20 protein-coding genes and 1 pseudogene are annotated in these 23,302 nt (G+C 61.4%); 11 read left to right on the forward strand and 10 right to left on the reverse strand.

Annotated elements, in window-relative coordinates:
• Window positions 1–111 precede the first annotated feature (111 nt).
• Entirely contained in the window at window positions 112–1,011 is a 900-nt protein-coding gene (locus GQ59_RS25960; protein WP_037086869.1) for a LysR family transcriptional regulator, read from the forward strand.
• 307 nt (window positions 1,012–1,318) lie between these two features.
• On the opposite strand, the gene GQ59_RS25965 is transcribed toward GQ59_RS25960, so the two are convergent.
• Window positions 1,319–2,089 carry an alpha/beta fold hydrolase gene (locus GQ59_RS25965; RefSeq protein ID WP_037086872.1) on the reverse strand — a complete coding sequence of 257 codons (771 nt, stop codon included), beginning with the start codon at window positions 2,087–2,089 and terminating at the stop codon, window positions 1,319–1,321.
• A gap of 223 nt (window positions 2,090–2,312) precedes the next feature.
• On the opposite strand from GQ59_RS25965, the gene GQ59_RS25970 reads away from it, so the two are divergent.
• A complete protein-coding gene (locus tag GQ59_RS25970; RefSeq protein ID WP_244448069.1) occupies window positions 2,313–3,251 on the forward strand; it encodes an AraC family transcriptional regulator in 939 nt (312 codons plus the stop codon).
• A gap of 508 nt (window positions 3,252–3,759) precedes the next feature.
• Here GQ59_RS25970 and GQ59_RS25975 read toward each other — a convergent pair.
• Both GQ59_RS25975 and GQ59_RS25980 read right to left on the reverse strand, forming a co-directional pair.
• Entirely contained in the window at window positions 3,760–4,146 is a 387-nt protein-coding gene (locus GQ59_RS25975; protein ID WP_037086878.1) for a type II toxin-antitoxin system VapC family toxin, read from the reverse strand.
• Entirely contained in the window at window positions 4,146–4,412 is a 267-nt protein-coding gene (locus GQ59_RS25980) for a type II toxin-antitoxin system VapB family antitoxin (RefSeq protein ID WP_244448070.1), read from the reverse strand. Before GQ59_RS25980 ends, GQ59_RS25975 begins: the two co-directional genes overlap by 1 nt.
• Window positions 4,413–4,531: 119 nt before the next feature.
• Between GQ59_RS25980 and GQ59_RS33470 the strand changes: the two genes are divergently transcribed.
• The 4 genes and pseudogenes from GQ59_RS33470 to GQ59_RS33185 all read left to right on the forward strand — a co-directional run.
• Window positions 4,532–4,681 (forward strand): DUF1403 family protein, encoded by a 150-nt coding sequence (locus GQ59_RS33470; RefSeq protein WP_341872402.1) that lies wholly within the window; start codon window positions 4,532–4,534, stop codon window positions 4,679–4,681.
• Window positions 4,682–4,749: 68 nt separating this feature from the next.
• On the forward strand, window positions 4,750–4,938 hold the full coding sequence (locus tag GQ59_RS33475; protein ID WP_341872403.1) for a DUF1403 family protein: 189 nt from the start codon (window positions 4,750–4,752) through the stop codon (window positions 4,936–4,938).
• 116 nt (window positions 4,939–5,054) lie between these two features.
• Window positions 5,055–5,225, forward strand: a complete 171-nt coding sequence (locus GQ59_RS33480) for a DUF1403 family protein (protein ID WP_341872404.1) — start codon at window positions 5,055–5,057, stop codon at window positions 5,223–5,225.
• 321 nt (window positions 5,226–5,546) lie between these two features.
• A pseudogene (locus GQ59_RS33185) lies at window positions 5,547–5,868 on the forward strand (SMC-Scp complex subunit ScpB); the annotation flags it as partial.
• Window positions 5,869–5,907: 39 nt separating this feature from the next.
• On the opposite strand, the gene GQ59_RS25985 reads toward GQ59_RS33185, so the two are convergent.
• Window positions 5,908–6,945 (reverse strand): LacI family DNA-binding transcriptional regulator, encoded by a 1,038-nt coding sequence (locus tag GQ59_RS25985; RefSeq protein ID WP_162183320.1) that lies wholly within the window; start codon window positions 6,943–6,945, stop codon window positions 5,908–5,910.
• Between the two features lie 177 nt (window positions 6,946–7,122).
• Between GQ59_RS25985 and GQ59_RS25990 the strand changes: the two genes are divergently transcribed.
• The 4 genes from GQ59_RS25990 (at window position 7,123) to GQ59_RS26005 (ending at window position 13,328) form a co-directional block, all read left to right on the forward strand.
• The gene (locus tag GQ59_RS25990; protein ID WP_162183321.1) at window positions 7,123–9,507 is read left to right on the forward strand and encodes a CaiB/BaiF CoA transferase family protein; all 2,385 of its coding nucleotides are present in this window, start codon (window positions 7,123–7,125) and stop codon (window positions 9,505–9,507) included.
• A gap of 3 nt (window positions 9,508–9,510) precedes the next feature.
• Complete coding sequence (locus tag GQ59_RS25995; RefSeq protein WP_037086891.1) at window positions 9,511–10,350, forward strand: MaoC family dehydratase; 840 nt, start codon at window positions 9,511–9,513, stop codon at window positions 10,348–10,350.
• A gap of 246 nt (window positions 10,351–10,596) precedes the next feature.
• Window positions 10,597–11,703: a mandelate racemase/muconate lactonizing enzyme family protein gene (locus GQ59_RS26000; protein ID WP_037086892.1), complete on the forward strand. Its 1,107-nt coding sequence runs from the start codon at window positions 10,597–10,599 to the stop codon at window positions 11,701–11,703.
• Window positions 11,704–11,738: 35 nt separating this feature from the next.
• Window positions 11,739–13,328, forward strand: coding sequence for an ABC transporter substrate-binding protein (locus GQ59_RS26005; protein WP_162183322.1), 1,590 nt, complete (start codon window positions 11,739–11,741; stop codon window positions 13,326–13,328).
• Between the two features lie 172 nt (window positions 13,329–13,500).
• Here the strand turns inward: GQ59_RS26005 and GQ59_RS26010 are convergent, their stop codons facing one another.
• The 6 genes from GQ59_RS26010 to GQ59_RS26035 all read right to left on the reverse strand — a co-directional run bounded on the left by GQ59_RS26010 (window position 13,501) and on the right by GQ59_RS26035 (window position 21,805).
• Entirely contained in the window at window positions 13,501–14,520 is a 1,020-nt protein-coding gene (locus GQ59_RS26010; protein ID WP_037086898.1) for an ABC transporter ATP-binding protein, read from the reverse strand.
• On the reverse strand, window positions 14,517–15,524 hold the full coding sequence (locus tag GQ59_RS26015) for an ABC transporter ATP-binding protein (RefSeq protein WP_037086900.1): 1,008 nt from the start codon (window positions 15,522–15,524) through the stop codon (window positions 14,517–14,519). The genes GQ59_RS26010 and GQ59_RS26015 overlap by 4 nt, the downstream gene beginning before the upstream one ends.
• A complete protein-coding gene (locus tag GQ59_RS26020) occupies window positions 15,521–16,414 on the reverse strand; it encodes an ABC transporter permease (protein WP_051904217.1) in 894 nt (297 codons plus the stop codon). Before GQ59_RS26020 ends, GQ59_RS26015 begins: the two co-directional genes overlap by 4 nt.
• Window positions 16,414–17,349: an ABC transporter permease gene (locus GQ59_RS26025; protein ID WP_037086903.1), complete on the reverse strand. Its 936-nt coding sequence runs from the start codon at window positions 17,347–17,349 to the stop codon at window positions 16,414–16,416. Before GQ59_RS26025 ends, GQ59_RS26020 begins: the two co-directional genes overlap by 1 nt.
• Window positions 17,350–17,443: 94 nt before the next feature.
• A complete protein-coding gene (locus GQ59_RS26030; protein ID WP_051904218.1) occupies window positions 17,444–20,017 on the reverse strand; it encodes a hypothetical protein in 2,574 nt (857 codons plus the stop codon).
• 168 nt (window positions 20,018–20,185) lie between these two features.
• Window positions 20,186–21,805, reverse strand: a complete 1,620-nt coding sequence (locus tag GQ59_RS26035; protein ID WP_037086905.1) for an ABC transporter substrate-binding protein — start codon at window positions 21,803–21,805, stop codon at window positions 20,186–20,188.
• Window positions 21,806–22,081: 276 nt separating this feature from the next.
• On the opposite strand from GQ59_RS26035, the gene GQ59_RS26040 reads away from it, so the two are divergent.
• Complete coding sequence (locus tag GQ59_RS26040; protein WP_084683300.1) at window positions 22,082–23,218, forward strand: LacI family DNA-binding transcriptional regulator; 1,137 nt, start codon at window positions 22,082–22,084, stop codon at window positions 23,216–23,218.
• The last annotated feature ends 84 nt before the right edge of the window (window positions 23,219–23,302 follow it).

The following is a 23,302-nucleotide window of genomic DNA, read 5'->3' on the forward strand; positions in this document are numbered from 1 at the left end:
TCTACGGGACGCAGAAAGATGATTCACGCGCATTAAAATCAAAGATAAGATGACTTCAAATCATCATGACGAGACGGTCGGCCAAGACCGACCTTGCGACGGAGAGAGGGCATGAGTTTCGACACGCGGCTGCTGACCGGGGTCGGCGTTTTCGGGGCGGTGATGGAAGCGGGCAATTTCGTGCGGGCCGCGGATGTTCTCGGCCTCACGCCATCGGGGGTCAGTCGTGCGGTAGCGCGGCTCGAACAACGCGTCGGCGTCAGATTGTTCGACCGCAATCCGCGTGAGGTTACGCTGACGGAAGAGGGCGCCCGTTTCCACGCAAGAATAATGCCGTTGCTGGCCGGGCTGGAGGAGGCGGCCTCCGAAGCCGCCGGTTCGGCGGCATTCGTCGGCGGGCGGCTCAGGGTTTCGATCGATCCCTGGTTCGCGCGCATGGTGTTGGCGCCAAGGATCGGTGAATTTCTGGCGCGCTATCCCGCTCTGACACTCGATCTGACCACCAGCAACTATCGCGAAGAAATGATGAGCGGCGCGGATGTCGCCGTGCGGTTTGGTCCGCCGGACGAATCGTCGCTGATCACGCGCAAGCTGCTGGACGTACCGGTGCTGACCTGCGCCGCCCCAGGCTATCTCGACCGTCACGGAGTTCCAGCCACGCCCCACGACCTGATGCACCACGATTGCATCCTCTTTCGCGACCCGCAGACCGGGCGACCGTTCACCTGGGAATTCCAGGGCGATAACGGTGCCATCGAGATCAAGGTAGCAGGGCGGTTGGTCATGGACGATCCCTCCGCTGCCGTTGCGGCCTGTCTCGCGGGGCAAGGCATATTCCAGAGCGTTGCCATCGGTCTCGACGAGTGGCTTGAGAGCGGGGCGCTCACGACGATCCTGACGGAATGGTCCGGCGAGCGGTTTCCGCTTTACGCCTATCATCCGTCACGCCACATGCCGCCTGCAAAGGTACGGGCTTTTCTGGATTTTGTTCAACGGATCGCGGCGGCGTAGTGCGAGGGCATTGCCGATGGGAAAGCAGGTCAATCCCCGAGCTCACGCGTTTTCCCATCGGCCAATATTGGCCTAAGGAGAACTAGAAATGAGTATTGTTGAAGACGGTCCTGCTTCATCGAGCCGTCCGGCATGGAACGCCGGCCCGAAAAGTCGGCGTCAACCGGTGATATCAAGTGGTCCCTGCATAAATGAGTGGTGGATCGAAACGTCGTGTACCCCATCGCCTTTTTCAGAAGCTCAGGGTTACACGATATTCACATGACGACGTTATCAGAAGCGTCGGTGGCGTCGTCGAAGCACGCGATTACTTGGCCCCCGTTGCAGCCTCAATGACGGCCGCAACCTCTGCGGCATGGGACGCCAGCGAAGCGTGGCTGCCGTCAACCGTCGTCACCTTGGCCTTGATCCGCTCGGCAAAGAAAGCCTGGGCATGGGGGTCGAGAACCAGATCCTTCGAGCTCAACACGTACCAGCTCGGCTTGTCGTGCCAGGCGGCGACTTCGGCCGCAGCGTCGAAGGCCGTGTGGTTGATCGGCATCTGGTGTGCCGCCAGGTGCGCGCCGATTTCCTTGGGCAGATCGCCGGCGACGGCGCTTGGGAAGACGGCGGGGTCGATGGTGAGATATCCCTTGGCGTCGGGCCGGATCGCCTTGACGCCGGGTGTGGCCGGGCCACTCGCTGCCAGCGCAGAAATCGTCTCGCCCTTGTCCGGCGCGAAGGCCGAAACATAAACCAGCGACGCCACTTTCGAATTGTTGCCGGCTTCCCCGATGACCACGCCACCCCAGGAGTGACCGACCAGCACGGCCGGACCATCCTGCGCATCGAGGACAGCGTTGGTTGCGGCCACATCGTCGGCAAGCGAGGTCAGCGGGTTCTTGACGGCCGTGACCTTGTAGCCCTTGGCGGCGAGGATGGCGGCAACGCCGCTCCAGCTGGTCTCATCGACGAAGGCGCCATGCACCAGCACGATGTTCTTGATGGTCTGTGCGGGCAGAGCGGTCTGGGCGAAGGCCGGGGCGGCGCCCAGGATGGTGGTGGAAAGCATGAGGGCGGACATAAGAAGGGTTTTCATTGGGAGGCTCCACTTGCGGCGCATGGCCGGGTTGATTTCGGGGTAGACAATCTGCAATGCTTCATGCGGTACTTGTTTGATCCAACGGAACCCGGTGTTCTCTGTAACGCCTTGTTTCGTTTCGTAATTCGTACCTGAATACCCCCATAACCTACGGCTCGGCGCAATGGATGACCATGATTGGAACCCCACAAGACATGCCCTATCGTCCGGAATCGGCCCCATGCTGGCGTCTCGGGTCGATCTGCTGTCCCAGATGCTCGATTTGGTAAGACTGCGCGGAGAGCTCGTGTTCTCCGCGGAGCTGAACCATCCCTGGGCCCTGCGCTTCGAGCCCGGATCGGCCTATTTCTTCGTGGTTCTGGATGGCAGCCTGATCGTTCGGGTGGCCGGGGAAGCACCAGTGCGGGCGATTGCCGGTGACCTGGTCATGCTGCCGCGCGGCGTCGGGCATATCCTGGGTGATGGCAGTGATGCGATTGCGGCGAATGCCGGCGACCTGATGCAAGAGCAATTCACGACCGAGCAGTTGCGACTGCGCCATGGGGGCAATGGCGAGCACACCAAGACCATCGGCGGGGTCTTTCATTTCGAGAGCGCATCCGTGCCCTGGGTCGTCTCGGCGCTGCCGGCCGTGATCCATATTGAAAAATCGGGCGGCCAGACCGGAGGATGGCTCGAGGGACTGGCGCATTTCATGATGATGGAAGCCCAGACGGTACTTCCGGGCTCCTCCGTCATGATCTCCCGCCTGATCGACGTGCTGATCATCCGCGTCATTCGAACTTGGGCGCAGACCAGGAACGCGAGCGATACCGGATGGCTGGGGGCGTTAGCGGATCCTCGCATCAGCCGCGCGCTCAAGGCCATTCATGACGAACCGTTCCGTAAATGGAGTGTGGCCGATCTCGCGAATGCGGTTGGAATGTCGAGGTCCAGTTTCGCCGAAAGGTTCTCGGCCCTGGTCAAGGAAGCACCTTTGTCCTACCACAATCGGTGGCGGCTCACGCTTGCGCATGGGTTCATGCGGCAGGCCAATGCGCGTGTGAGCGATGTGGCGAGAAAGGTCGGTTACGAATCGGAAGCAGCCTTCAGCCGAGCGTTCAAAGCTCAGTTCGGAATTCCTCCGGTGGGTGTGAGGTTAGCAGAACCTAACCTGTAATATAGCAGTGAGTAAGTGATCTCCGACGCATCATTGGAGCTTTCTTGGGAGGGTGTGGCGGTCTTTGGCCTGCGCCAACTGCGCGGTTGGACGCGGTCGCTGATATCACCGTCTTCCATTCGTGTTGGAGCCTGCCCCTCCCGGCAAATCAAGGCCGACACAATTGCGAAGCAGGCATTTTGGCCCGCCGGCCGCCGCCGTCGGATCGCGCGAAGAAATTCAGCTCACTCTTGGCCTTTGAGCTCGGGCCCCTAGCCGCTTGACGAGTACTTGATGAAACTACGTGAGGAAACATTCTGGCCGGAGATGAAGCACTCCCATGAGTCCAATCTCGCACACCACGTCCAGTCTGAAGCATAGGCCTTTTTTGTGTTTGGAACTGACCGCCTCTACATAGCCGCGGGCTCGATCGGTGAGATCCTGTAGATTGCCCGCCACGGCCGCCGGTGGTGAGGCAAGGGAGGGGCGATGTCCGTGACGCCTTCGACGAGCGTTCCTTCGGTTATCATCAAGCCGTCTCGATGTCCGTCTGTCTAAAATCTTCGCCGATAAATAGCAGGGCATCATCGGCACGTTTCGCCAGTGCGTAAGAAAAGCAGTCCGCAAAATTAAGTCCGGCCGGATGTCGGCCCTTCCCATAGGTCAGCCAGGCTTGGGTCGCCAGATCGACCAGCTCTACATCGACAGGGATGATCTTAGCTCCAATCTTGGAAAGCCAAAGATCGATCTCGGCCAGGGCATGTTCGCCGCGCCGACTGACCATGACCATACGGGTTTCGAGTACGCAGGTCACTGGGAGCAACCGGATAGGGTTGGCGACGAGGCTTTCTCCAGACGTTCCGCCTGCGGCTCGTCGCGCCCGGATTGCAACAATGGCCGATGTATCGATGACCATCAGTTCGGAATGCCGTGTTCATCGAAACCGACGATCTCTTCGTCGCTGCGTTTTTCCGGTTCCGGAAGGCGTGTTATTCCCTTTCTGATAGCGCGGAGTTCATCGAGCGTGCGATCCTTCGAGATGTCGGCATGCCCTAGACGGTGAAGGCGCTCGGTTGGAGCCTGATGGATCGCCGCCGTTTTGCGGATGCCCTGGCGGCGAGCGAGCTCATCGACCAGCGCTACCGTTGCTGGGTTAATGTTCGGCGACACGGCAACCTCCAAAATCTACCATTCTATGGTTTTCAACCAATGTTTGAGTCGTATCTCCTCGAGACGACATGGCGTGCGGTTTATGCCAATATTACTGTCATAAACCGCCCACCTGATTTGTCCGCCGGCCCATGAATTCGCTCGCGCCCACCGCTTCAACGGCCCCCGACTGGTCGCCCCGCCTGCCGGGGTGGGCGCCGACCCGTGGTCGCGACATTAATGAGACCGACGCCGCCTTAGCCGCTGGTATCGCACTGAAATCTCTCGACGATCTAATCTGAGCCGACCCACTATGGCTCGGCTGCTGGCGCGATCGCCTAGCCCTGAAATCAGCTCGGTCGCCGCAAAGATGATCGGTCGTGCGGAAGAAAAAAGCGCCGTCCGCGACGCCGTTTTGTTGACTGCCTCTGCTGACGATCCGGGCCCGGCCGGAAAGCTGTTTTCTGGCCACCAGAATTATGACGCGCCGACCCGTGCCGATCAACACGTCGTTTGTCAAAGAGATTGCGGAGCTTTTTGCCCTTCGGTGGGACGATGATCTTGCCTCAATCCCGGATCTGGTTGATCCTGCCGTTCAGTCTTTGCGAGCAGCTCCCTTCATCGTGGCGGACCCTCCGAACAACGGTCTTTGCCGTTCGCCCGGACACCGAGGTGATGGCGCTCGGTGTGGCCGATGTCGTCCTAGCGCGCGCGCTGAGATGGCCAAAATTCCTACCGTTGTTGCTGCCCGAGCGTCTTGGCTCCGCCTTCCGCACCATCGGTGGCCGCGGTCGCGTTCGGCCGGGTCAGCCCCGGTTTATCCAAAAGCGATCTGCCTGGCATTAGTTGACGGCGTTGAGGCAGCGCTGCGGTCTGCCGTCGAGACCGATCGCCGCGCAGCGTGGTTGCTGGCCGTTGCGCCGAAGTGCGAACCAAAGGCGCCGAGCCGGTGATCTGCGGATTGCTGAGGGGGGATGCCGTGCCGGCGTCCGCGCCCGGCTCAAAACTGTCGCGCTGGGCGGCGAACCGGCTGTTCGAACCACCCGAAAGTTTCGACGCGGTGCGCGAATTGTCAAACCGTTCCTCCTTCCGGATTTTCGGGTTGTGACCATGGCCGGACCCTCCGCAGCCAAACCCCGTTGACGGGCTCCAAAGGAGCGGCAGGACATGCTCTACGATCGGGAGCTGGAAGACTTGCCGCCGGAACTGCGCTGGCGGAATGGATCCTGCGCGTCGAGGCGGTGATCTTTGCTTCGGCCGAACCCGTTGGCCGTGAGACGCTGGCGCGGGTGGTTGGTAAGGATTGCGGCATCGACCTGCTCATTGACGATCCGCGTGAGGAATTTAGTCCCGGCCCTGCGAGCTGGTGTGGGTTGCCGGTGGCTGGCAGCACCGCACCCGGCCGCGCTTTGCCGAGACGATCCGGGCTTCGGCGGCGCCGACAAGCGAAGGGGTAGCGGCGTTGTCGGAGTTCGAGGCGATGGTGCTCCGCAGCGCGATTAACAGGTCCTGAGTCTAGCTTGACCGGCTAGGGGTCCACGATGGCCGTTGAGCCTCTCTTGACAAGCTCGCCGGAAATACGACGGATGGTCGGACGTTGGCCCGGAGCACATGAACCGTTCTCGATCATGGCTACCGCAACATCGACGATCATGTCGATCGGCTGACGGAACGTCGTCAGATCGTAATGCGGCCAGGCTGCCATGCTGATGTCGTCGAATCCGGCGACAGCGATATCCTCAGGCACGCTTACCCCTCTTTCCTTAAGCGCATCGAGACCCCCTGCCGCAAGAATGTCGTTGGCAAAAAAGATCGCGTCAGTTTCTCCGCGCGCAAGAATGTCGAACGCAGCGGTCCTCCCCGCATAGTAGCTGTATTCATTGCCATCTATGAGGGCGGAAAGTGTCATGCCGTGCTCGGCGACGCGGGTGATGAAGGCGTTCTGGCGCTCGCGATTTGTGGTCGTATGCGAAAGGCCTGCGACATAGGCGACGCGACGGCGGCCGATGGCGTGGAAATGGTCGGCGATCGCTCTCGCGCCCTCGGCATTGTCGCAGATCACGCAACTCAGTTCCGTATCTTCCGCCACGCGGTTGATCAGGATTGCGGCCCTGCCCTCCGTCGCCCAGCGAAGCGTCGGGCCGGACAGGATCGTCGCGGAGATGATGATGACTGCATCGACATTGTAGCGCCTCAGCGCCGAAAGCTGCTCCTCGAGGTTTGTGCCCTTAGTGATGTTGAACATCAGGCTCTGGAGCCCGATGCGTTGCAGGGCACGCGAAAGCTGTTCGATCAATGCCGGATAAAAAGGGTTCTGCATGTCCGAGATGACGATGCCGACGATATTCGTGCGGCTCTTCGACAGCATGCTGGCAATCGCATTTGGGTGGTAGTCCACATCTTCGGCAAAACGGACGATCTTTTCCCGCAACTCGGGCGCGATGCTCGCGCCCGGTGTAAAGGCGCGGGAGACTGCCGACTGGCTGACACCAAGCATGCGCGCGAGCTCCCGCGCAGTCATCGGCTTGCGTCTGGTTTTTTCGCTGGCAGTTTCATTCCTGCTCAATGCCGGCTCCTCTTGGCATCCTGCAACCGGTGCGCGCTTCTCACTATGCCTGAAACAGCCGTCTATCAATACGCGAAACTGAAAATACTGCCAATCTTGCATCCGTATGCAAGGCAAGCTAGGTTTGACGTCGGCGGGGAGGAGACCCGACGAGACAATCGGATGGTGGAGGCGCGGATGTCCAAAGCTCTGGACGGCCTGCGGGTCGTCGATTTATCGAATACCCTTGCCGGGCAGTATTGCGCGCGCCTGCTCGCGGATTTCGGCGCTGACGTAACCCTGGTCGAGCCTCCGGAGGGTTCACCCATCCGGCAAATGCCGCCGTTTTCCGTTGCCGAGCCAGGCCTGTCGCTGCGGTTCTGGCATCTGAACACCGGCAAGCGTTCCATCATCCTGGACCAGACAGATACTGGTGGGCAGGAGATGCTGAATGCCATGCTTTCGGCGGCGGACATCGCCATCCTGCCGGAGGATTTCGATGCCGAGAATATTGCACATCTCAATCGGGCCTGCATTGCGGCCTGCGTAACCGCCTTTGGTGGCGACGGGCCACTGAAAGAGTGGCGCGGGCCGGAGATTGTCCTTCAGGCTCTCTCCGGCATGATGAACAACAATGGCGCCTACGGGCGGGAGCCGCTCTATGGCGTTGGCGAGCGCGCGTCCTTTGCCGCGGGGCAGGCGGCGTATATCGGAATCATGGCGGCGTTGCACGAGCGCCATTCCAGCGGTCTCGGTCAGGTCGTGACGGTCGATGCGGCGGAAACCGCGGCGGCCATGTGCTTCCCTTATGTCATGCGCCACATCTACAATGGCTCGATCCACACGAGGAAGGACCAGACCATTCCGGCGGGGCAAGTGAAGTGCGGCGATGGCTGGGTATGCATCTGGATCTACAATCACCGCTGGCGCGCGGTCTGCACTGCGCTCGATCTGCTTTCTCTGGAAGCCGATCCGCGATTTTCAGAGCCGCAGGTGCGAAGGGTGAACTGGGAGACCCTCTACGAGATCATTCAGGACAAGGTAAAGGACTGGTCTGCCGAGGAACTGGTCGATCGACTGCAGAAAGCCCAGATTATTGCTGCGAAGGCTTATCGCCCGTCCGAGCAGATCCATAACCGCCACCTGAGCGGTCGACACTATTGGGAAAAGGTTGAGGGCGGGCTTATCCTTGGTCCACCCTTTCGCCTGAGCGCGACGCCGCGCCTGGTCAGATCAGGCGCGCCGGAACTCGGAGAACTGAAGTTCGATCCGGCCGTATGGGAGGCTAAGAACCGGCGACCGCAGCAGTCGTCGAGGCCTCCGGAAGCGCCGCCGATGGATGGCCTGAGGGTGATCGAGATCACCACCGCCTGGGCAGGCCCGATGGCGGGTCGGGTCCTTGCCTATTTCGGCGCGCAGTCGATCCATGTGGAATCGCCGAACCGAGTGAATTCCTGGCGGCTCAACAAGGAGAGGCCGAATCCGATCAACTTTCCGGATGGCGAACCCGGCCTACGGCCGTTCGACCGGTCCTTTCTGTTCAACTCGCAGAATGTCAACAAGCTCTCCTGCATCCTCAATCTGAAGACCGAGGAAGGGCAGAGCACGCTGCGCAGGCTCGTCGCCGTCGCCGACGTACTGATCTGCAATTTCCGGCCCGGCACGCTCGCGAAACTCGGGCTCGATTACGAGAGCCTGGCGGCGATCAAGCCGGATATCATCGTCGCTGAACTCCCCGCCTTCGGCGGCAGCGGGCCGATGTCGGGATATGCCGCGCTCGGACCGACTATGGAAATGGCAACGGGCATGTCCGCGATGATGGCCTATCCGGGCGGCCAGCCGGAGAACAGCGGGCCTTCCTATCTCGACCCGATTGGTGGCTTCAATGCCGCCGCAGCAATCCTGACGGCACTTCATTATCGGGACCGGACTGGCCAGGGTCAGTATGTCGAAATACCCCAGGTCGAGGCGGCCATGCAGTTCATCGGCGCTGAACTCCTGCTGGCAGCCGAGACCGGTGTCGATCCTGTCCCGGATGGCAACCGCGTCCCGAATATGTCGCCGCATGACGCTTTCCCGGCGAGGGGCGAAGACCAATGGGTGGTCATCGCCGCCGAAAACGAAGCGCAATGGCAAGCACTATGCGCCGTGATCGGGCGTTCGCAGCTTGCTACCGACTCACGGTTCTCGGATCTTGCCGCACGCAAGCGCAATGAAGCGGAACTGACGGCGATATTGTCCGAATGGACGGCCACGCGGGACAAGCACGCGGTCGCACGGCTCCTGCAATATGCCGGAGTGGCCGCCGCCCCGGTTGCCAATGCTGCCGATGTCGCGTCCAGCGCCTACCTTGTCCACCGGGGTTTCTTCACGGAACTCGATCATCCCGATGCCGGGCGGCATCGTCATCCGGGCCTGCCGATCCACCTGAGCCGGACGCCAGGCAGCCAGCGTCGCCCGGCTCCGCAGTTCGGGGGCGATAACCGGTACATACTCGAAAATATCCTCGCTCTGCCTGCCTTAGAGATCGCTCGCGTTTCGGCCGACGATGTCATGGCGACAGTCCCTTTTCCGGATGGTTGATAAATGGATCAAGCAGATATGCTCCCGGCTTTCCCCAGAGATCTGAACGTCGATATCCGGCTGGACGATGACCCGCGTTACATCGGCACGATCCACGATGATAGCGTCGCCCGCGCGCGGGGTTACAAGGCAGCGCTCATTCCGGGGGCCTTCGTTTACGGTCACATAAGCCGCGTCGCGCTACAGGCCTGGGGAGAGGCGTGGACGATCCGAGGCGGCATGGGTGCCCGCTTTCTACGACCGGTCTATAACGGGGATCGTATTCTTTTCCGTGTCGGAATGCTCGAGGGTGGCGCGGCCATGCGTCGTGCTGAGGTTTCGGTGATCAACGAGGACGGCGCGGAAGTCGCCAGCGGCTGGGTCGGTCTGCCCGATGCCGCCCCGGTCGTGCCCGATATTTCCGCATTCACGCTCATTCCGAGACCAGAGGCTCCTCCGGTGGTGAGCGTCGGCAGCCTCCACCCGGACACGCCGCTGACCACGGCCAACCGCGTGCTGACGCAGAGTGATTTCGAAGCCTCCCTGCGGTCCTTCGGGGAGAGCGAGGCTTTCTACGAGAGTGAGGACATCGTCCATTCCGGCTGCATAATGCGGCTCGCCATGGGAGACGCTCATAACAGTTTTCGGTTTCCCTCGCCGGTGGTTCTGACAGATATCGAGACCCAGCACTTTGCGCAGGTCAGGCCCGGCCAGCGTCTCGCGACGGTCGGGCGGGTCGCTCAGGTCTATCAGCGCAAGGGCAAACATTATTTGGAAACCGAGGAATTCCTACTGGCGGATGGGCTTCTCGTCGCCCGTTTTGTGCGCACCCAGATCTACGCTTATGACATGCCCCGCTCATGACGGTTGCAGCCGCATTCGCCAAAAGCAATGCTTGCATACGGATGCAAATTGCGCAATGCTGCAGCGATGGAGGAAGGTGACGGGCGCCAGGTCGGTCACGTGATCGATGCGGTCGGGGAGGGCCGCACGAGAGACTTCAACGAACGCATGTCAGCATCGGACTAACGGCCTGCATGTGCCGAAGTGAGTCCTGCCGAAGATCTTGAACCGCTTGGCCGGGTAATTTCGTTTTCAATGAGGTACGCAGTGGCGACGACGATCAAATCCATCGAGGCTTTTCAGGTGAGCTGGGGGCCGAACGAGCCGCCGGGCCGCCGCAGCGCCATCGTCCGCGTGACGACCACCGATGGCATCGTCGGGCACGGAGAGGCGTCACCGATGATGGGTGGCGAGCATTCGCTCGGCGTGGTCCGCGATTTTGCATCTTCGCTTATCGGGGTCGATGCTTTGGACCACGCGGTCCTTTACGACAGACTGCTGCATAGATATGTGAAGCTCGGCCCGGAGGGGGCGGTGACCGGTGCGCTGGCAGCCCTGGATATCGCGCTCTGGGATATCAAGGGCAAATATTTCAACCAGCCGATCTTCAAGCTGCTTGGCGGCGGCTGGCGCACGGAAGTGCCGTTCTATGCCTCGATCGGCGGCAATGCCGGTCGCACCGTCGACGAGACTGTTAAGGCGGTCGAGGCACGCTGGAAATCCGAAACGCCCGCGGCCATCAAGATCCGTTGGGACGGCGATCGCAGCCGGCAGGACTGTGACATTCCAGGCGACATCGCCAAGGCCAAGGCGGTGCGCAAACTGGTGGGCGACGATTTCCCGCTCGCCTTCGACGCCAACAATCAATATTCGGTCGGTGGAGCGATCCGGGTGGGTCGGGCTCTGGAGGAGCTTGGCTATATCTGGTTCGAGGAGCCGGTTCAGCATTATAACGTCCGTGCCATGGGAGAGGTCGCGCAACGTCTCGACATCACCGTGTCGGCTGCGGAGCAGACCTACACCACGCAGGCGCTGATCGACATAATCAATGCGGGTGTCCGAATGGTACAGCCGGACATCATCAAGATGGGCGGCATTACCGGCCTCATGCAATGCGCAGCGGTCTGCTACGCGCACGGCGTCGAACTCGTGCCGCATCAAACGCAACCGACCATCGCACACGCCGCCAACCTGCATCTGCTGGCGACCATTATGCACCTGACGAAGCCGGCGGAATTCGCCGATCCGTCGACCCGCATGCATGCTGCCTTTGTCAACCCGCCAAAACCATCAAATGGAAAATTCGAAGTTCCGAGCGGCCCGGGTCTCGGTCTGGTGATTAACGACGCCGAATTGGACAAACGGCGAGGCTGAAAAGCGAAGCTTGTCTTTGGGAGGAGATAATGAGCTTGAACAGAAGAGAATTTCTTGAACTGGCGGCAGCCGCCACGGCACTGAGCGCCGTGAGCATTCCTGCGGCCCATGCGCAGAATGCCGATGTCATTCGTATCGGCATTGCTGCCGGCGGCCCTCGCACCAGCGACCCCAACTTCACGACACAGGGGTCTGACAACTGGGCAACGGAGCAGGTATACGAACAGCTCGTCCGGCCGGAAGACGGCGATTTCGCCACGACGCCCGACAAATACGTGCCAACGCTCGCGACCGAATGGAAATCGTCGCCGGACGCCAAGACCTGGAGCTTCAAGCTGCGTCAGGGCGTGCAGTTCCACAAGGGTTACGGAGAGATGACGTCGGAAGACGTCGTCTTCTCCTACAAGCGCGCCATCGCCGATGGCACCAACAAGACCATCATGTCGAACGTCGCGGATGTGGTTGCCAAGGGTCCGTACGAGGTCGACGTCATCCTGAAGACGCCGGACGTGAACCTGCTTGGCACGACCATCTTCTCCAACAACACATCAATTGTTTCGAAAAAGGCCTTCGACAAGATCGGCGCTGAAAAGTTCATGACCGATGCGGTGGGAACCGGTCCCTACGAACTTACCCGTTTCGACAGCGAGTGGGGCGAAGCAATGAAGCGCCATGAGGGCTATTGGGGTACCAAGGCGAAGATCGCCGGCGTCGAATGTGTTTTCATTGCCGATACTACAGCCCGGACGCTGGCGTTGCTTTCCGGCAATGTCGACATGATCGAGGCGGTTCGGGCGCCGGGCTGGGTCGATTCCATGCTGCAGCGTGACCCGACGCTGCAGTTCGACATGACCCAACCGGGTTCCTTCAATACGCTGCACATCAACTTGAAGCGTAAGCCATTCGACAACCTGAAGGTCCGCCAGGCGTTGATGTATGCGATCGACCGACATGCGGTCGCCGACGCGCTGAAGCCAATGGGCGGGTTCATGGCCGGTCTGCAGCCGGACTTTTTCCCGGCCGGCTTCAAGACGGAGGACCTGCCGCCGGAACTGCAGTACAAGCCGGATCCGGCAAAAGCGAAGGCGCTGCTGGCCGAAGCGGGCTTCCCCAACGGCTTCGATTTCGATAGCAACTGCAGCCAGCGCGAGGACTATTCCTCGACCATGCTCATCGTGCAGGAGCAGCTCCGCACCGTCGGCATGCGCATGAACCTGAAGATCGGCGATCATACCGCCTATCACGCCGATAATCGCAGCGACAAGAATACTCTGGCGATGCACTCCTCCAGTTACCCGCCCATCCCGACCCAGCTCTATTTCCAGCAGCTTTCGTCGAAATCGGAGGCCAAGCCGGATGGGAAGGGGGGCGGCGCCTATAGCCATTACGGCGTGGTGATGCCCGGTATCGATGATTTGCTGAACCAGGCTCTCCAGGCCACCGACTACAAGACATATCTCGAGCTCTGCAAGAAGATCGAGCTGCAGGTGCTGCGTGATCTGCCGCTGATCGCGCTCTCGAGCCTTTCGTTCACCGTGGCTCGCAACAAGCGCGTTAACCTCGGTTACCCGGTCAAGAGCGGCTATGCCCGCTGGCGTTTCCATCGCGCCACCAAGACTGCCTGACGACGCCGATCGGGATCCAAATCCATTGTCCCCGGAAGAGTAATCCTCATCCGGGGGCTTTCTGTCGGCTCGGCAAAATCGCGACGATCCGTCATCTTCCGATCTCACTCGCTGTCACAACAACTAGGTCGGTGGCAATCAGCCGCCGTCTGAGGTTTGCTACGATGTCTCGTCAGGCTGGGATCGCTGGACGTGCCTTGGCGAGCGGGATGGGAAACGGTTTTGCGAAATGACAGGCCGCCAGTTGGCCTGCTGCGACTTCGCGCAGCGGCGGCCGCTCGATGCTGCAGATCTCCTGCCGGATCGGGCACCGGGTATGGAAGCTGCAACCCGGCGGCACGCGCTTGGGGCTGGGCACGTCGCCTTCCAGAATGATGCGCTTGCCCTTGCGTTCGGGATCGGGCTCCGGAGCCGCCGACATCAGCGCCTGCGTATAGGGATGCTGCGGCATTCTGTAGATCTGCTTCTTCGGCCCGATCTCGACGATCCGGCCGAGATACATGACCGCGACGCGATCGGCGATGTGGCGCACGACGGCGAGGTCGTGGGCGATGAATAGGAAGGAGAAACCTTTCTGCCGCTGCAGGTCCTGCATCAGATTGATGATCTGCGCCTGCACAGAGACGTCGAGCGCCGACACCGGCTCGTCCGCCACAATGAAACTTGGGTCGACGGCGATGGCTCGGGCGATGCCGATTCGCTGACGCTGGCCGCCGGAAAACTGGCGCGGATGCCGGTCCATGAAGGTCGGCGACAGACCGACCTGGGTCATCAGGTCGGCGACTCGTTCGCGTCGCTGCCGTCCAGACCGGACGAGGCCGAAGACGTCGAGCGGCTCGGCGATGATCTGGGCGATCGAGCGGCGGGGGCTGAGCGATCCGTAGGGATCCTGGAAGATCATCTGCAGGTGGCGGCGCATATCGCGCATCCGGCCGGCGGGCAGGTTGGTGAGTTCGGTCTTTTCGAAATAGACGCGGCCAGCGGTCGGATCGATCAGCCGCAACAGAAGCCGGCCGAGCGTGGACTTGCCGCAGCCGGACTCGCCGACCAGCGCCAGCGTTTCGCCGCGATTGATGGAAAAGGAACAGCCGTCGACGGCGCGCACCTCGTCAGCCTGTTTCGCAAGGCTGAACCGCATGCCGGAACCGAATGTCTTGCCGATATCTTCGACGCGTATGATGGGGTCGGTCATGACAGTGTGGCCTCCTTCGCTTGCGCATCTGCTTGTCTGGCCGTCACCCAGCAGGCGGCTCGCTGATCGGTTCCGAAGGAGAACATCGGCGGCATCTCCTCCGCGCATTTGTCGATGCGCAGCGAACAGCGCTCGTAGAAGGGACAGCCCTTCTTGACCGAGCCCGCCAGCGGCACGGAGCCGGGGATCTGGTAGAGCCGGTCGCGGTCGTCGTCGAGCCGCGGGATCGATTGCAACAGCCCGCGCGTATAGGGATGCTGCGGCGCGCGGAAGATCGAGCGGACATCCGCTTCCTCAACCACGCGCCCGGCATACATGACGACGACCCTTTCGCAGACATCGGCGATGACGCCGAGATCGTGGGAAATCAAGAGCACGGCGGTGTTCAACGTGCGGCGCAGCTTGTGTATCAGGTCGAGCACCTGCGCCTGGATCGTCACGTCGAGCGCGGTCGTCGGTTCGTCGGCGATCAGCAGTTTGGGATTGCAGGCGAGCGCCATGGCGATCATCACCCGCTGCCGCATGCCGCCGGAAAACTGGTGCGGATAGGAGTCAAGACGCCCGGCCGGGTCCGGAATGCCGACGAGCCCCAGCATCTCGATGACCCGTCTGCGGCGTACTTCCCCGGACATGTCCTCGTGCAGCATGATCGCCTCGCCGATCTGGTCGCCGATCTTCATCACCGGGTTGAGCGAGCTCATCGGCTCCTGGAAGATCATGGCGATGTCGCGGCCGCGGATGTCGGGCATTTTCGAGCGCGGCAGATCAAGCAGGTTGACCCCGTTGAATTCGATACGCCCCTGCACGATCCGCCCTGGCGGCTCGGAGATGAGCCGCAGGATGGAAAGAGAAGTGATCGACTTGCCGGAGCCGGACTCGCCGACGATACCTACCGCCCCGCCCGGGGGGATCTCGAAGCTCACGCCGTCGACGACCCGGATCGGATGGGATTTTGGCCCAAATTCGACCGCCAGATTGTCGACTTTCAACAACGGTACCGTCATTCGGAAATCTCCGGATCGAGCACGTCGCGCACCACGTCGCCCAGAAGGTTGAACGAGAGGACGACGCAGGTGATGGCAAAGCCCGCCCCGATGATGGGCCAGGGCGAACCGAAGAGATTGTTGAGGCCGTCGCGGATGATATTGCCCCAACTCGGGTTTGGCGGCTGCGTGCCGATACCGAGGAAGCTCAACGACGCTTCGAGCCGGATGGCGGACGCCACCCAGAGCGTCATCAGCACGACGATCGGCGCGGCGATATTGGGAATGACGTGCCGGAAGATAATCACCGGTGTGCTGACGCCGATCGCGACGGCAGCCTCGATATAGGGCTCCTGCTTGACCGCCAGCGTCGAGGCGCGTGCGACGCGGGCGAAGCCGGGCACGAATGCGACGGTGATCACTGCGATTACGTTCCAGAAACCGCCGCCCAGCACCGCCGCGATCATGATCGCAAGCAGGAGCTCGGGGAAGGCGAGGAGCAGGTCGATGACGCGCGAGATGACGCGGTCCACGATGCCGCCGAAATATCCCGCCACCACGCCGAGCACCGTGCCGCAGATCGCTGCCAGCACCGGGGAGATCAGGCCGAAGATCAGCGAATTGCGCGAGCCGTAGATCATTCTCGACAGGACGTCGCGGCCGAACTGGTCGGTGCCGAGCCAGTTGGCGGTGGATGGCAGCTTGTTGATCCTCAAGATGCTCTGCGCCAGCGGATCATAGGGCGCGATGAGCGGCGCGAAGACCGCGACCGCCACGAAGATCACCACGACTGCGAAGGCGAAGATCGTTGAGGTGCGCGAAAACAGCGAATAGGCGAGGCGGCTGAGCGCTTTCGGCTCGGGCGCGAGCGAGGGGGAGGGCAGCTGGGAATGTTCTGTCGTGACTGCCATTACTGCACCCGGATTCTGGGATCTACCACGATATAGACGAGGTCCATCAAAAGGTTGATCAGGACAACGAAGAGGGAGAAGATGACGACACCTCCCTGGATGACCGCATAGTCGCGCTCGGAAATTGCGCTGATCAGCAGCTTGCCGATGCCCGGCCGGTTGAAGACCAGTTCGATCGCCACCGAGCCGGAAAGTGTCGCCAGCGTGCTGAGGCCGATGCCGGTGGTGAGCGGCAGGAGCGCATTGCGCAGGCCGTGCCGGTAGATGACGCGCGGTTCACGCGCACCCTTGGCGCGGGCGGTGCGGATATAGTCCTTGCCGAAGACTTCCAGCAGCGAGGTGCGCGTCAGACGCCCAATGAAGGCCGCCTTGACGAGCGCAAGTGTCAAGGCCGGCAGGAAGACATGGTGCATGCGGTCGAGGAAGCCTTCACCGCCGCCATTGATGGGGAAAAGCCCCATGTTCAGCGAAAAAGTAATGAGCAGCAGGGCGCCGAGATAGAAATCCGGCACCGCGTAGCCGAGCAGCGAGAAGCCGCGAACGGCATTGTCCGCCGCCTTGTTGCGATGGGTCGCCGCCAGCACGCCGAGCGGTATGCCGACGCCGACGCCCATAATCATCGCGACGATGGTCAGCTCGATCGTGTAGGGCAAGTTATAGGCGATCAGCCGCAGTACCGACTGGTTGTTCATCAGCGACGTGCCGAAATCCAGCGTCAGCATGCCCCAGACGAAGTTGATGTATTGCAGCCAGAGCGGGGCATTAAGGCCCATCCTTTCCCGGAAGATTTCAAGCTGTTCGGGTGTAGCCATGTCTCCAAGCGCAGCAATAGCCGGGTCGCCCGGCAGGATGCGCATGGCGATGAAAACAAGGGTGAGCACCAGAAGAACCGTGGGAATGGCGTCGGCCAGTCTCAACAGCAGATATCGCGCCATGGTCTAGTTCCTCCTCCCAGGTCGCGTGCCCCGCATTGCCTCCACGCAATCCAAAACACGCTATATTTGTACAACCGACCGCCAGCCGCCAGCCTCATTCCTGCAGAGCAGTAATATAAGGTTCGTTGGCGAGGTTCGGCTGCAATCCCGGCGACAGACACGAGCGCCCGCCCTGCCGGAAGCTGACGAAATACTGCAGATGATATCGCGATTGCGTGTAGTCACCCGACACCGTGGCCGCAAAACCTCCGGCCTGGGCTTTCATCGGAAGCGACTTCCACCGTTCCGCCTGGTTGATATGGCGGTAATGCAGGGTGGGTTCGCTGTCGGCCTTTCCGTCGAAGCGGACCTCGAAATCGGCACCGGGCCTGAAGGTCGGCGCGCCCTGCACGCCAGTGGGGTGGGAGAGGACCGGGAAACGTGCCCCCAACGCGGCGATTGCCGCCGCTGCCGCCGGGCTCGCCTCGACACTTTCATAGAAACCGCCACCGCGAAGCGACTCCAGATCGGCCACCTCCCCCTGCATTTCCGGCAGCCTCGAATGCCACGAGCCGCGAAGCCATGATTGCGGACCATAAGTAAGGTCATCTACATAAAGATCACGCGAGATATTGGCGATCTTTTCCCAAGCCATCAGAGAGCGCCTTGCGTGGTCGATGACGCGGTCCATCAGCGGTGTGACCTTGGTGGCGACGAACAGTTCAGCCCAACATGCCGCCCGGAAACGCTCTGCAAAGAACCGCGCCAGCCCGGCGCAGATCTGGATATCGACGAGCATTCTCTGCACGGCAACGCTGCCGAAACTGGACTTGCTATTCGCCTTCAGCACCGTGCTTTCGCAGCCTTGAGCCATCTCGTCCAGCCAATCAGCGACATCCAGGGGCGTATAGCGATGAGACGCCTGTCCGGTGAGCAGCAGCTCGGCATATTCACGCGCATTGGCAAATAGCGTCGGATCGAATGTCGGTGCATTGCCGAAACGAACCGGACCTTCCATGTCGAACCCATAGGCGCGTCGCCCCGAGCCTTCTATCAGCGCAAGGTTGGTGTAGACCTCCGGCCAGTAATGGTTGTTCGAGGCGGAGGGGCCGTGCGCGAGGGTCACCAGCGGCAGAACACGGCTTGCCCAAGACATCCCCTTTTCGCATTCTTCGGCGGCGTCACCACAGATCTGCTGGAGATAGCGCATCCAGCTTTCGCGCGGCGCTTCGGGATTGTAGAGAAGCCGGCCCCAGACCCGGTACTGGTAGTCGTATTTCTGCCAGTCGTAACGGGTGGCGTGACCCTGCTTCTGATAGTTGAAACGCCCGCCCGGGATGCCGGTGCCCATACGGCCCTTGAAGCCTAGCGGCTCGCACCATTCCACGCCGTCCGAACCGGCAAACATCGAGCTGCGGCCGTAACCCGCCGCAAATTCTGGATCTCCCCACAGAAGTACGCGCTGCGTGCCCGGCCAAATGCGGTAGATGACCTTGTAGTCCTTGTCTGCGGTCAAAAGGTCGCCATAGGAATAGCGCAGGAACTTTCGTGATCCTTCGCTCAACTGTTCGCGTTCGCTGCGGGCGATCTCCGGCGGATATTCTCTTTCGCGAATTGCCGACTGGTGGTAGGGCGGTCCCATATGCTCGGCAAGATATTTCGGCGAGGCGGCAATCGGCATGCCGCTGTCACGGGCGATGCCGATCATCTTGTGGTCGAGACCCTTGCCGTGCATGTCGATTTCGACGGGTCGGCCGGCAGCTGCAACGCCGGCAAAGGCGTCTTCCCAGAAGCCGTATTCCCCCTCGGCAATGCCGCCTTCCACATGCACCCGGAAGGTAAGGCCGGTGATCTCCGGCACTTCCTTCAGAAGTGTTGTAATCGCTTCGCGGCAATAGGGTGCGAGATTGTCCTTGGTGACGCCGCGGACGGTATAGTTGGCCCGCGGCACATCATCGAAATCATATCGCTGGGTCCAAAGGGCAAGCTGGAACTCAAGGCCACGCTTGGACGCTTCCCGGCCGATGAATCTGAGCATTTCGAGGTTCTGCTCGCGTTCGTCGTCCGGCAGTTGCACCACCTTAACATCATGGCCGGGAAGGTCGAGCAGATACGGATAGGGGAAATAGAAGTAGACGTCGGTGATCCAAGGATTGTGATAGGGATAATTGTACCCGAAGCCGAGCGCCAGCGAGAACCGGTTGAAACGGTTGGCGGCCAGCATTGACAGATATTCGCGCCACTGCTGCCTGTCGTAGAACCAGACCTTGTCCTCTTGCTCGCTGCAAAACATCCGGCTCATGCTGCGGACCCTTGCCGTGGCGCGCTCAACCAGCGGAAAGGTTCCTTCGAAGAGATCGTCGCTTTGGGCGAACTGTACCCGATCGGCAAGTTCGGTGAGCGCAAAGACGAGGCCGCGCGCATCCGATCCCCAGGCGGTGATGCTGTCGCCCTGCCGCACGAGCGCAAAACTCTCCGGCGTCGTCGGCAGGTCCACCGAAAGGTCTCGCTCGCCCGGCAAGCCGGCGCCGGAGACATGGATGACGATACCTGACCGCGCAGCATCGGCAATGCTAGCCTCCACATTCCGACGGGCAAGCGCGGTCTGCAATTCCGCCGCTGCCCAGCGAACCGGCGCGGGGATGTCCGTTCCGGGAAGAACGATGGTGACCGAAGTCGCTACAGGCATGATGTCTTTCCTCTAGACTGGATAGAATTCGCCGCTCCGACGGACTATCACTGTGTCCGGTACATCCTGGCCGGCCGTTTCCGGCGAACGAATGCAGGGGGCGAGCATGCTCGATCAACCTGGACATCCCCCCGGTTGATCTGTTTCGTCGATGACAGGCGCAGCCCGTCAGCCGATCTTGGCCTTGGTCAGGCGCCAATGGGCGTAGCCCGACTTCAGTTCGTAACCGAGGTTGACATTGGCGGCCCTGACGATCAGGTAGCCGTTATCGCTGATCGGCAGCAGGGGCATGTCGGTCAGGAACTTGACCTCGATGTCCTGCACCAGCTTCACTCGTCTCTCGAGATTGGGCTCTTCCATCGCCTTCTTCAGCATATCGTCGATGCCTGGAATAGCGACGCCGTAATGGCTGAAGTTGGGACCGCCGGAAGCGTCCGACCTGACCTCCGCGCCGGCGCTGAGCTGTTCGATGATCGCCTGCGTCGGCACCGGCGGATAGGCCGCCGAGCGCTGGAACACCGTGTTGGTTCCTTTCGCTTGGTCGGCATGGAAGGCGGTGTGGTCCTTGATGTCCAGCTTCATGTCGATCCCGCCGGCGCGCAGCTGTTCCTGGATGATCAGCATCACCGAGGAATAGTCTTCGCGTTGCGACGTGTAGGCCGTGAAGGAGAATCCGTTCGGATGCCCGGCTTCCGTTAGCAACTGCTTTGCCTTCTTCGGATCATAGTCGTAGCGCACCGATGCCGGAATGCTGTCCTTGGTGAAGCCGCCGAGATAGGCGGGCGGGTTGAGCCCGTAGGTGCGCAGGCTGACGGGCGCCATGGCGTTGGCGAGTTCATCCCGGTTAATGAGATAGGCGATCGCCTGCCGCACCTTGATGTTGTCGAAGGGCTTTACCATCAGGTTGAACGAGATGGTGAAGAAGCTGCCCGGCGAAGCGACGTCGAAATGCAGGTTGGCATTGCGCTGCTTGATCGACGGCACCCAGCCCGGTGCGCGCACGCCCTCAATCATGTGGACGTCGCCCGAAAGTAGTGCCAGCGTTCTCGCGGTCGTGTCGGCAATATAGCGGACCTGGATATTGGGCGTGACCGGCGCGCCGCCGAAATAGTCCTTGTTGGCAGTGAGCTTGACGCCCTGCGACGGGTCGCTTTCGACGCTGGCGAGCTGGTAGGGGCCGGTACCGATCGGATCCTTTTCGAAGGCAACGGCGCCCTTTTCTTCCAGCGCCTTGCGCGAGATGATGCTGGACGAGTAGTGGCTGAGTGGCCCCATGATGAATAGCGGATCAGGCTGGTTGAGGCTGAAGATCACCTTGCCCGGACCGTCCACCTTCACGTCGGCAATGTTGTCGAAGAGAACGCGGTTGCCGCCGAGCGCCTTGTCGTTGCGCAGGCGGTCGAACGTGTATTTCACGTCGTCCGAGGTGAAGTCCCCGTAGCCTTTGTGGAATTTGACGCCCTGGCGAAGCTGGAACGTCCAGGTCTTCGCGTCCGGCGACATCGACCAGCTGGTCGCAAGGCTCGGCTGGACTTCGCCGACCCCGCTCGGGAAATGCCCGAGCGGCACTTCGACGAGCTTGTCGTAGATGTGGATGATCGCCCATTCGTCGGCGCCCTGGATGGACTTGCCGGGATCGATGGTGCGTACGCCGCGGGCGGCGAAAGCCAGCCGCAGCGTATCTGTTGCTCCCTGTGCGAAAGCGTTCGGACCAAGGCTGGATGCAATGCTTGCACCAGCAATGGTTGCGGCCGTACGGCCAATGAACATGCGCCGAGAAATTGCCATGCCACTCCTCCCCAAGGCTACCGACCCTTGTGCCGCCTCCACGGCACAAGACGGTTGACGAACAACGTATGGTGATGGTAGCGCTGCCATCAACAAAACGTCAAGCGCTGCAGGACGATTTTTTGGGAGAGCGGAGGCTGGCACCGTAATGGACCGACGGCGCAAATGGATTACGTGGCGCAAGGCGGATATGATCGCGGCCATCGAAAGCATGGCCGTGCGTGCTTGCTTCCAAAGAGGGTGGAGCTGGCGGATATCCATGGGATGGAGCCTTGAATGTCGAAACGCCGTACCGACGGTAAACCCACGATAGCCGACGTCGCCCAGCGGGCGGGGGTCGGGGCGATTACCGTTTCGCGCGCCCTGCGTGACCCGTCGCTGGTGTCGGACGCATTGCGAGAGAAGATCGATGCCGCGGTTCGCGAACTCGGTTATGTCCCGAACCTCGCTGCCCGCGCGCTGGCCTCCACCCGCAGCGACGTCGTCGGCGTCCTCGTGCCGTCGCTCACGCAGCACATCTTCGCCGACGTGCTGCGCGGCATCTATGACGGGATCGGCAAAACACGACTGCATATCCAGGTCGGCAACACCCGTTACGACCTGAATGAGGAGGAGCGGCTTCTGGCGGAGCTCCTCCGGCACAAGCCCGCCGGCCTGATCGTCTCTGGTATCGACCAGAGCCCGACTGCCCGGCGGATGCTGGAAAACGCCAATTGCCCGGTCATCCAGGTCATGGATCTCTCGGACGACCCGGTGAACAAGATCATCGGCTTTTCGCACCACAACGCCGGCAAGGCGATGACGCAGCATCTGATCGAAGTCGGGTACCGCCGCATCGGGTTCCTGAGCGGCTGGATGAACAGCCGTTCCAAGGGCCGTCTGTCGGGTTATGTCGAGGCGCTCGAGGAGGCCGGGCTCTACGACCCGCAGCTCGCCAACGCGGCCGGCGATCTCGGCGCGCTGGCGCTGCGCGGCAGCTGGGACAAGCATCAGTACTCTACGCCCGCCATGGGCCGGGAACTGCTCGCCGAGCTGTGGAGAAGGGTGCCGGATCTGGATGCGGTTTTCTGCAACAACGACGTCCTGGCGCTCGGGGTGCTCTTCGAATGCAATGCGCGCGGCATCTCCGTGCCGCAGGATTTCGGCATCGCGGGTTTCAACGATGAGGATTTCATGGAGGCGGCGTCGCCTCCGCTGTCGAGCGTAAGGACGCATCGCTGGAAGGTCGGGCATGACGCGGTGATCGCACTGCGCCGGCAGCTCGACGGCGAACCGGACGACGAAAAGGTGATCGACGTCGGCTTCGACGTCATCAAGCGAGCCAGCACCGACCGCGGTGGAGTGCTCGGCCGGGCCGGCGATGCGAACGTCGGGACACCGAAGCCGATGGCGGTCGGCGGAGGAACGGTATGACCTGAGCTGAGCGCCAGGAAGGGCGGCCAGGGCGGGTGGAAAGGTTTGTCGCGGGGAAACCGCGAGGCTCTGGGAGGAGAGACG

It is taken from the genome of Neorhizobium vignae (assembly GCF_000732195.1).
Lineage (GTDB): Bacteria > Pseudomonadota > Alphaproteobacteria > Rhizobiales > Rhizobiaceae > Neorhizobium > Neorhizobium vignae.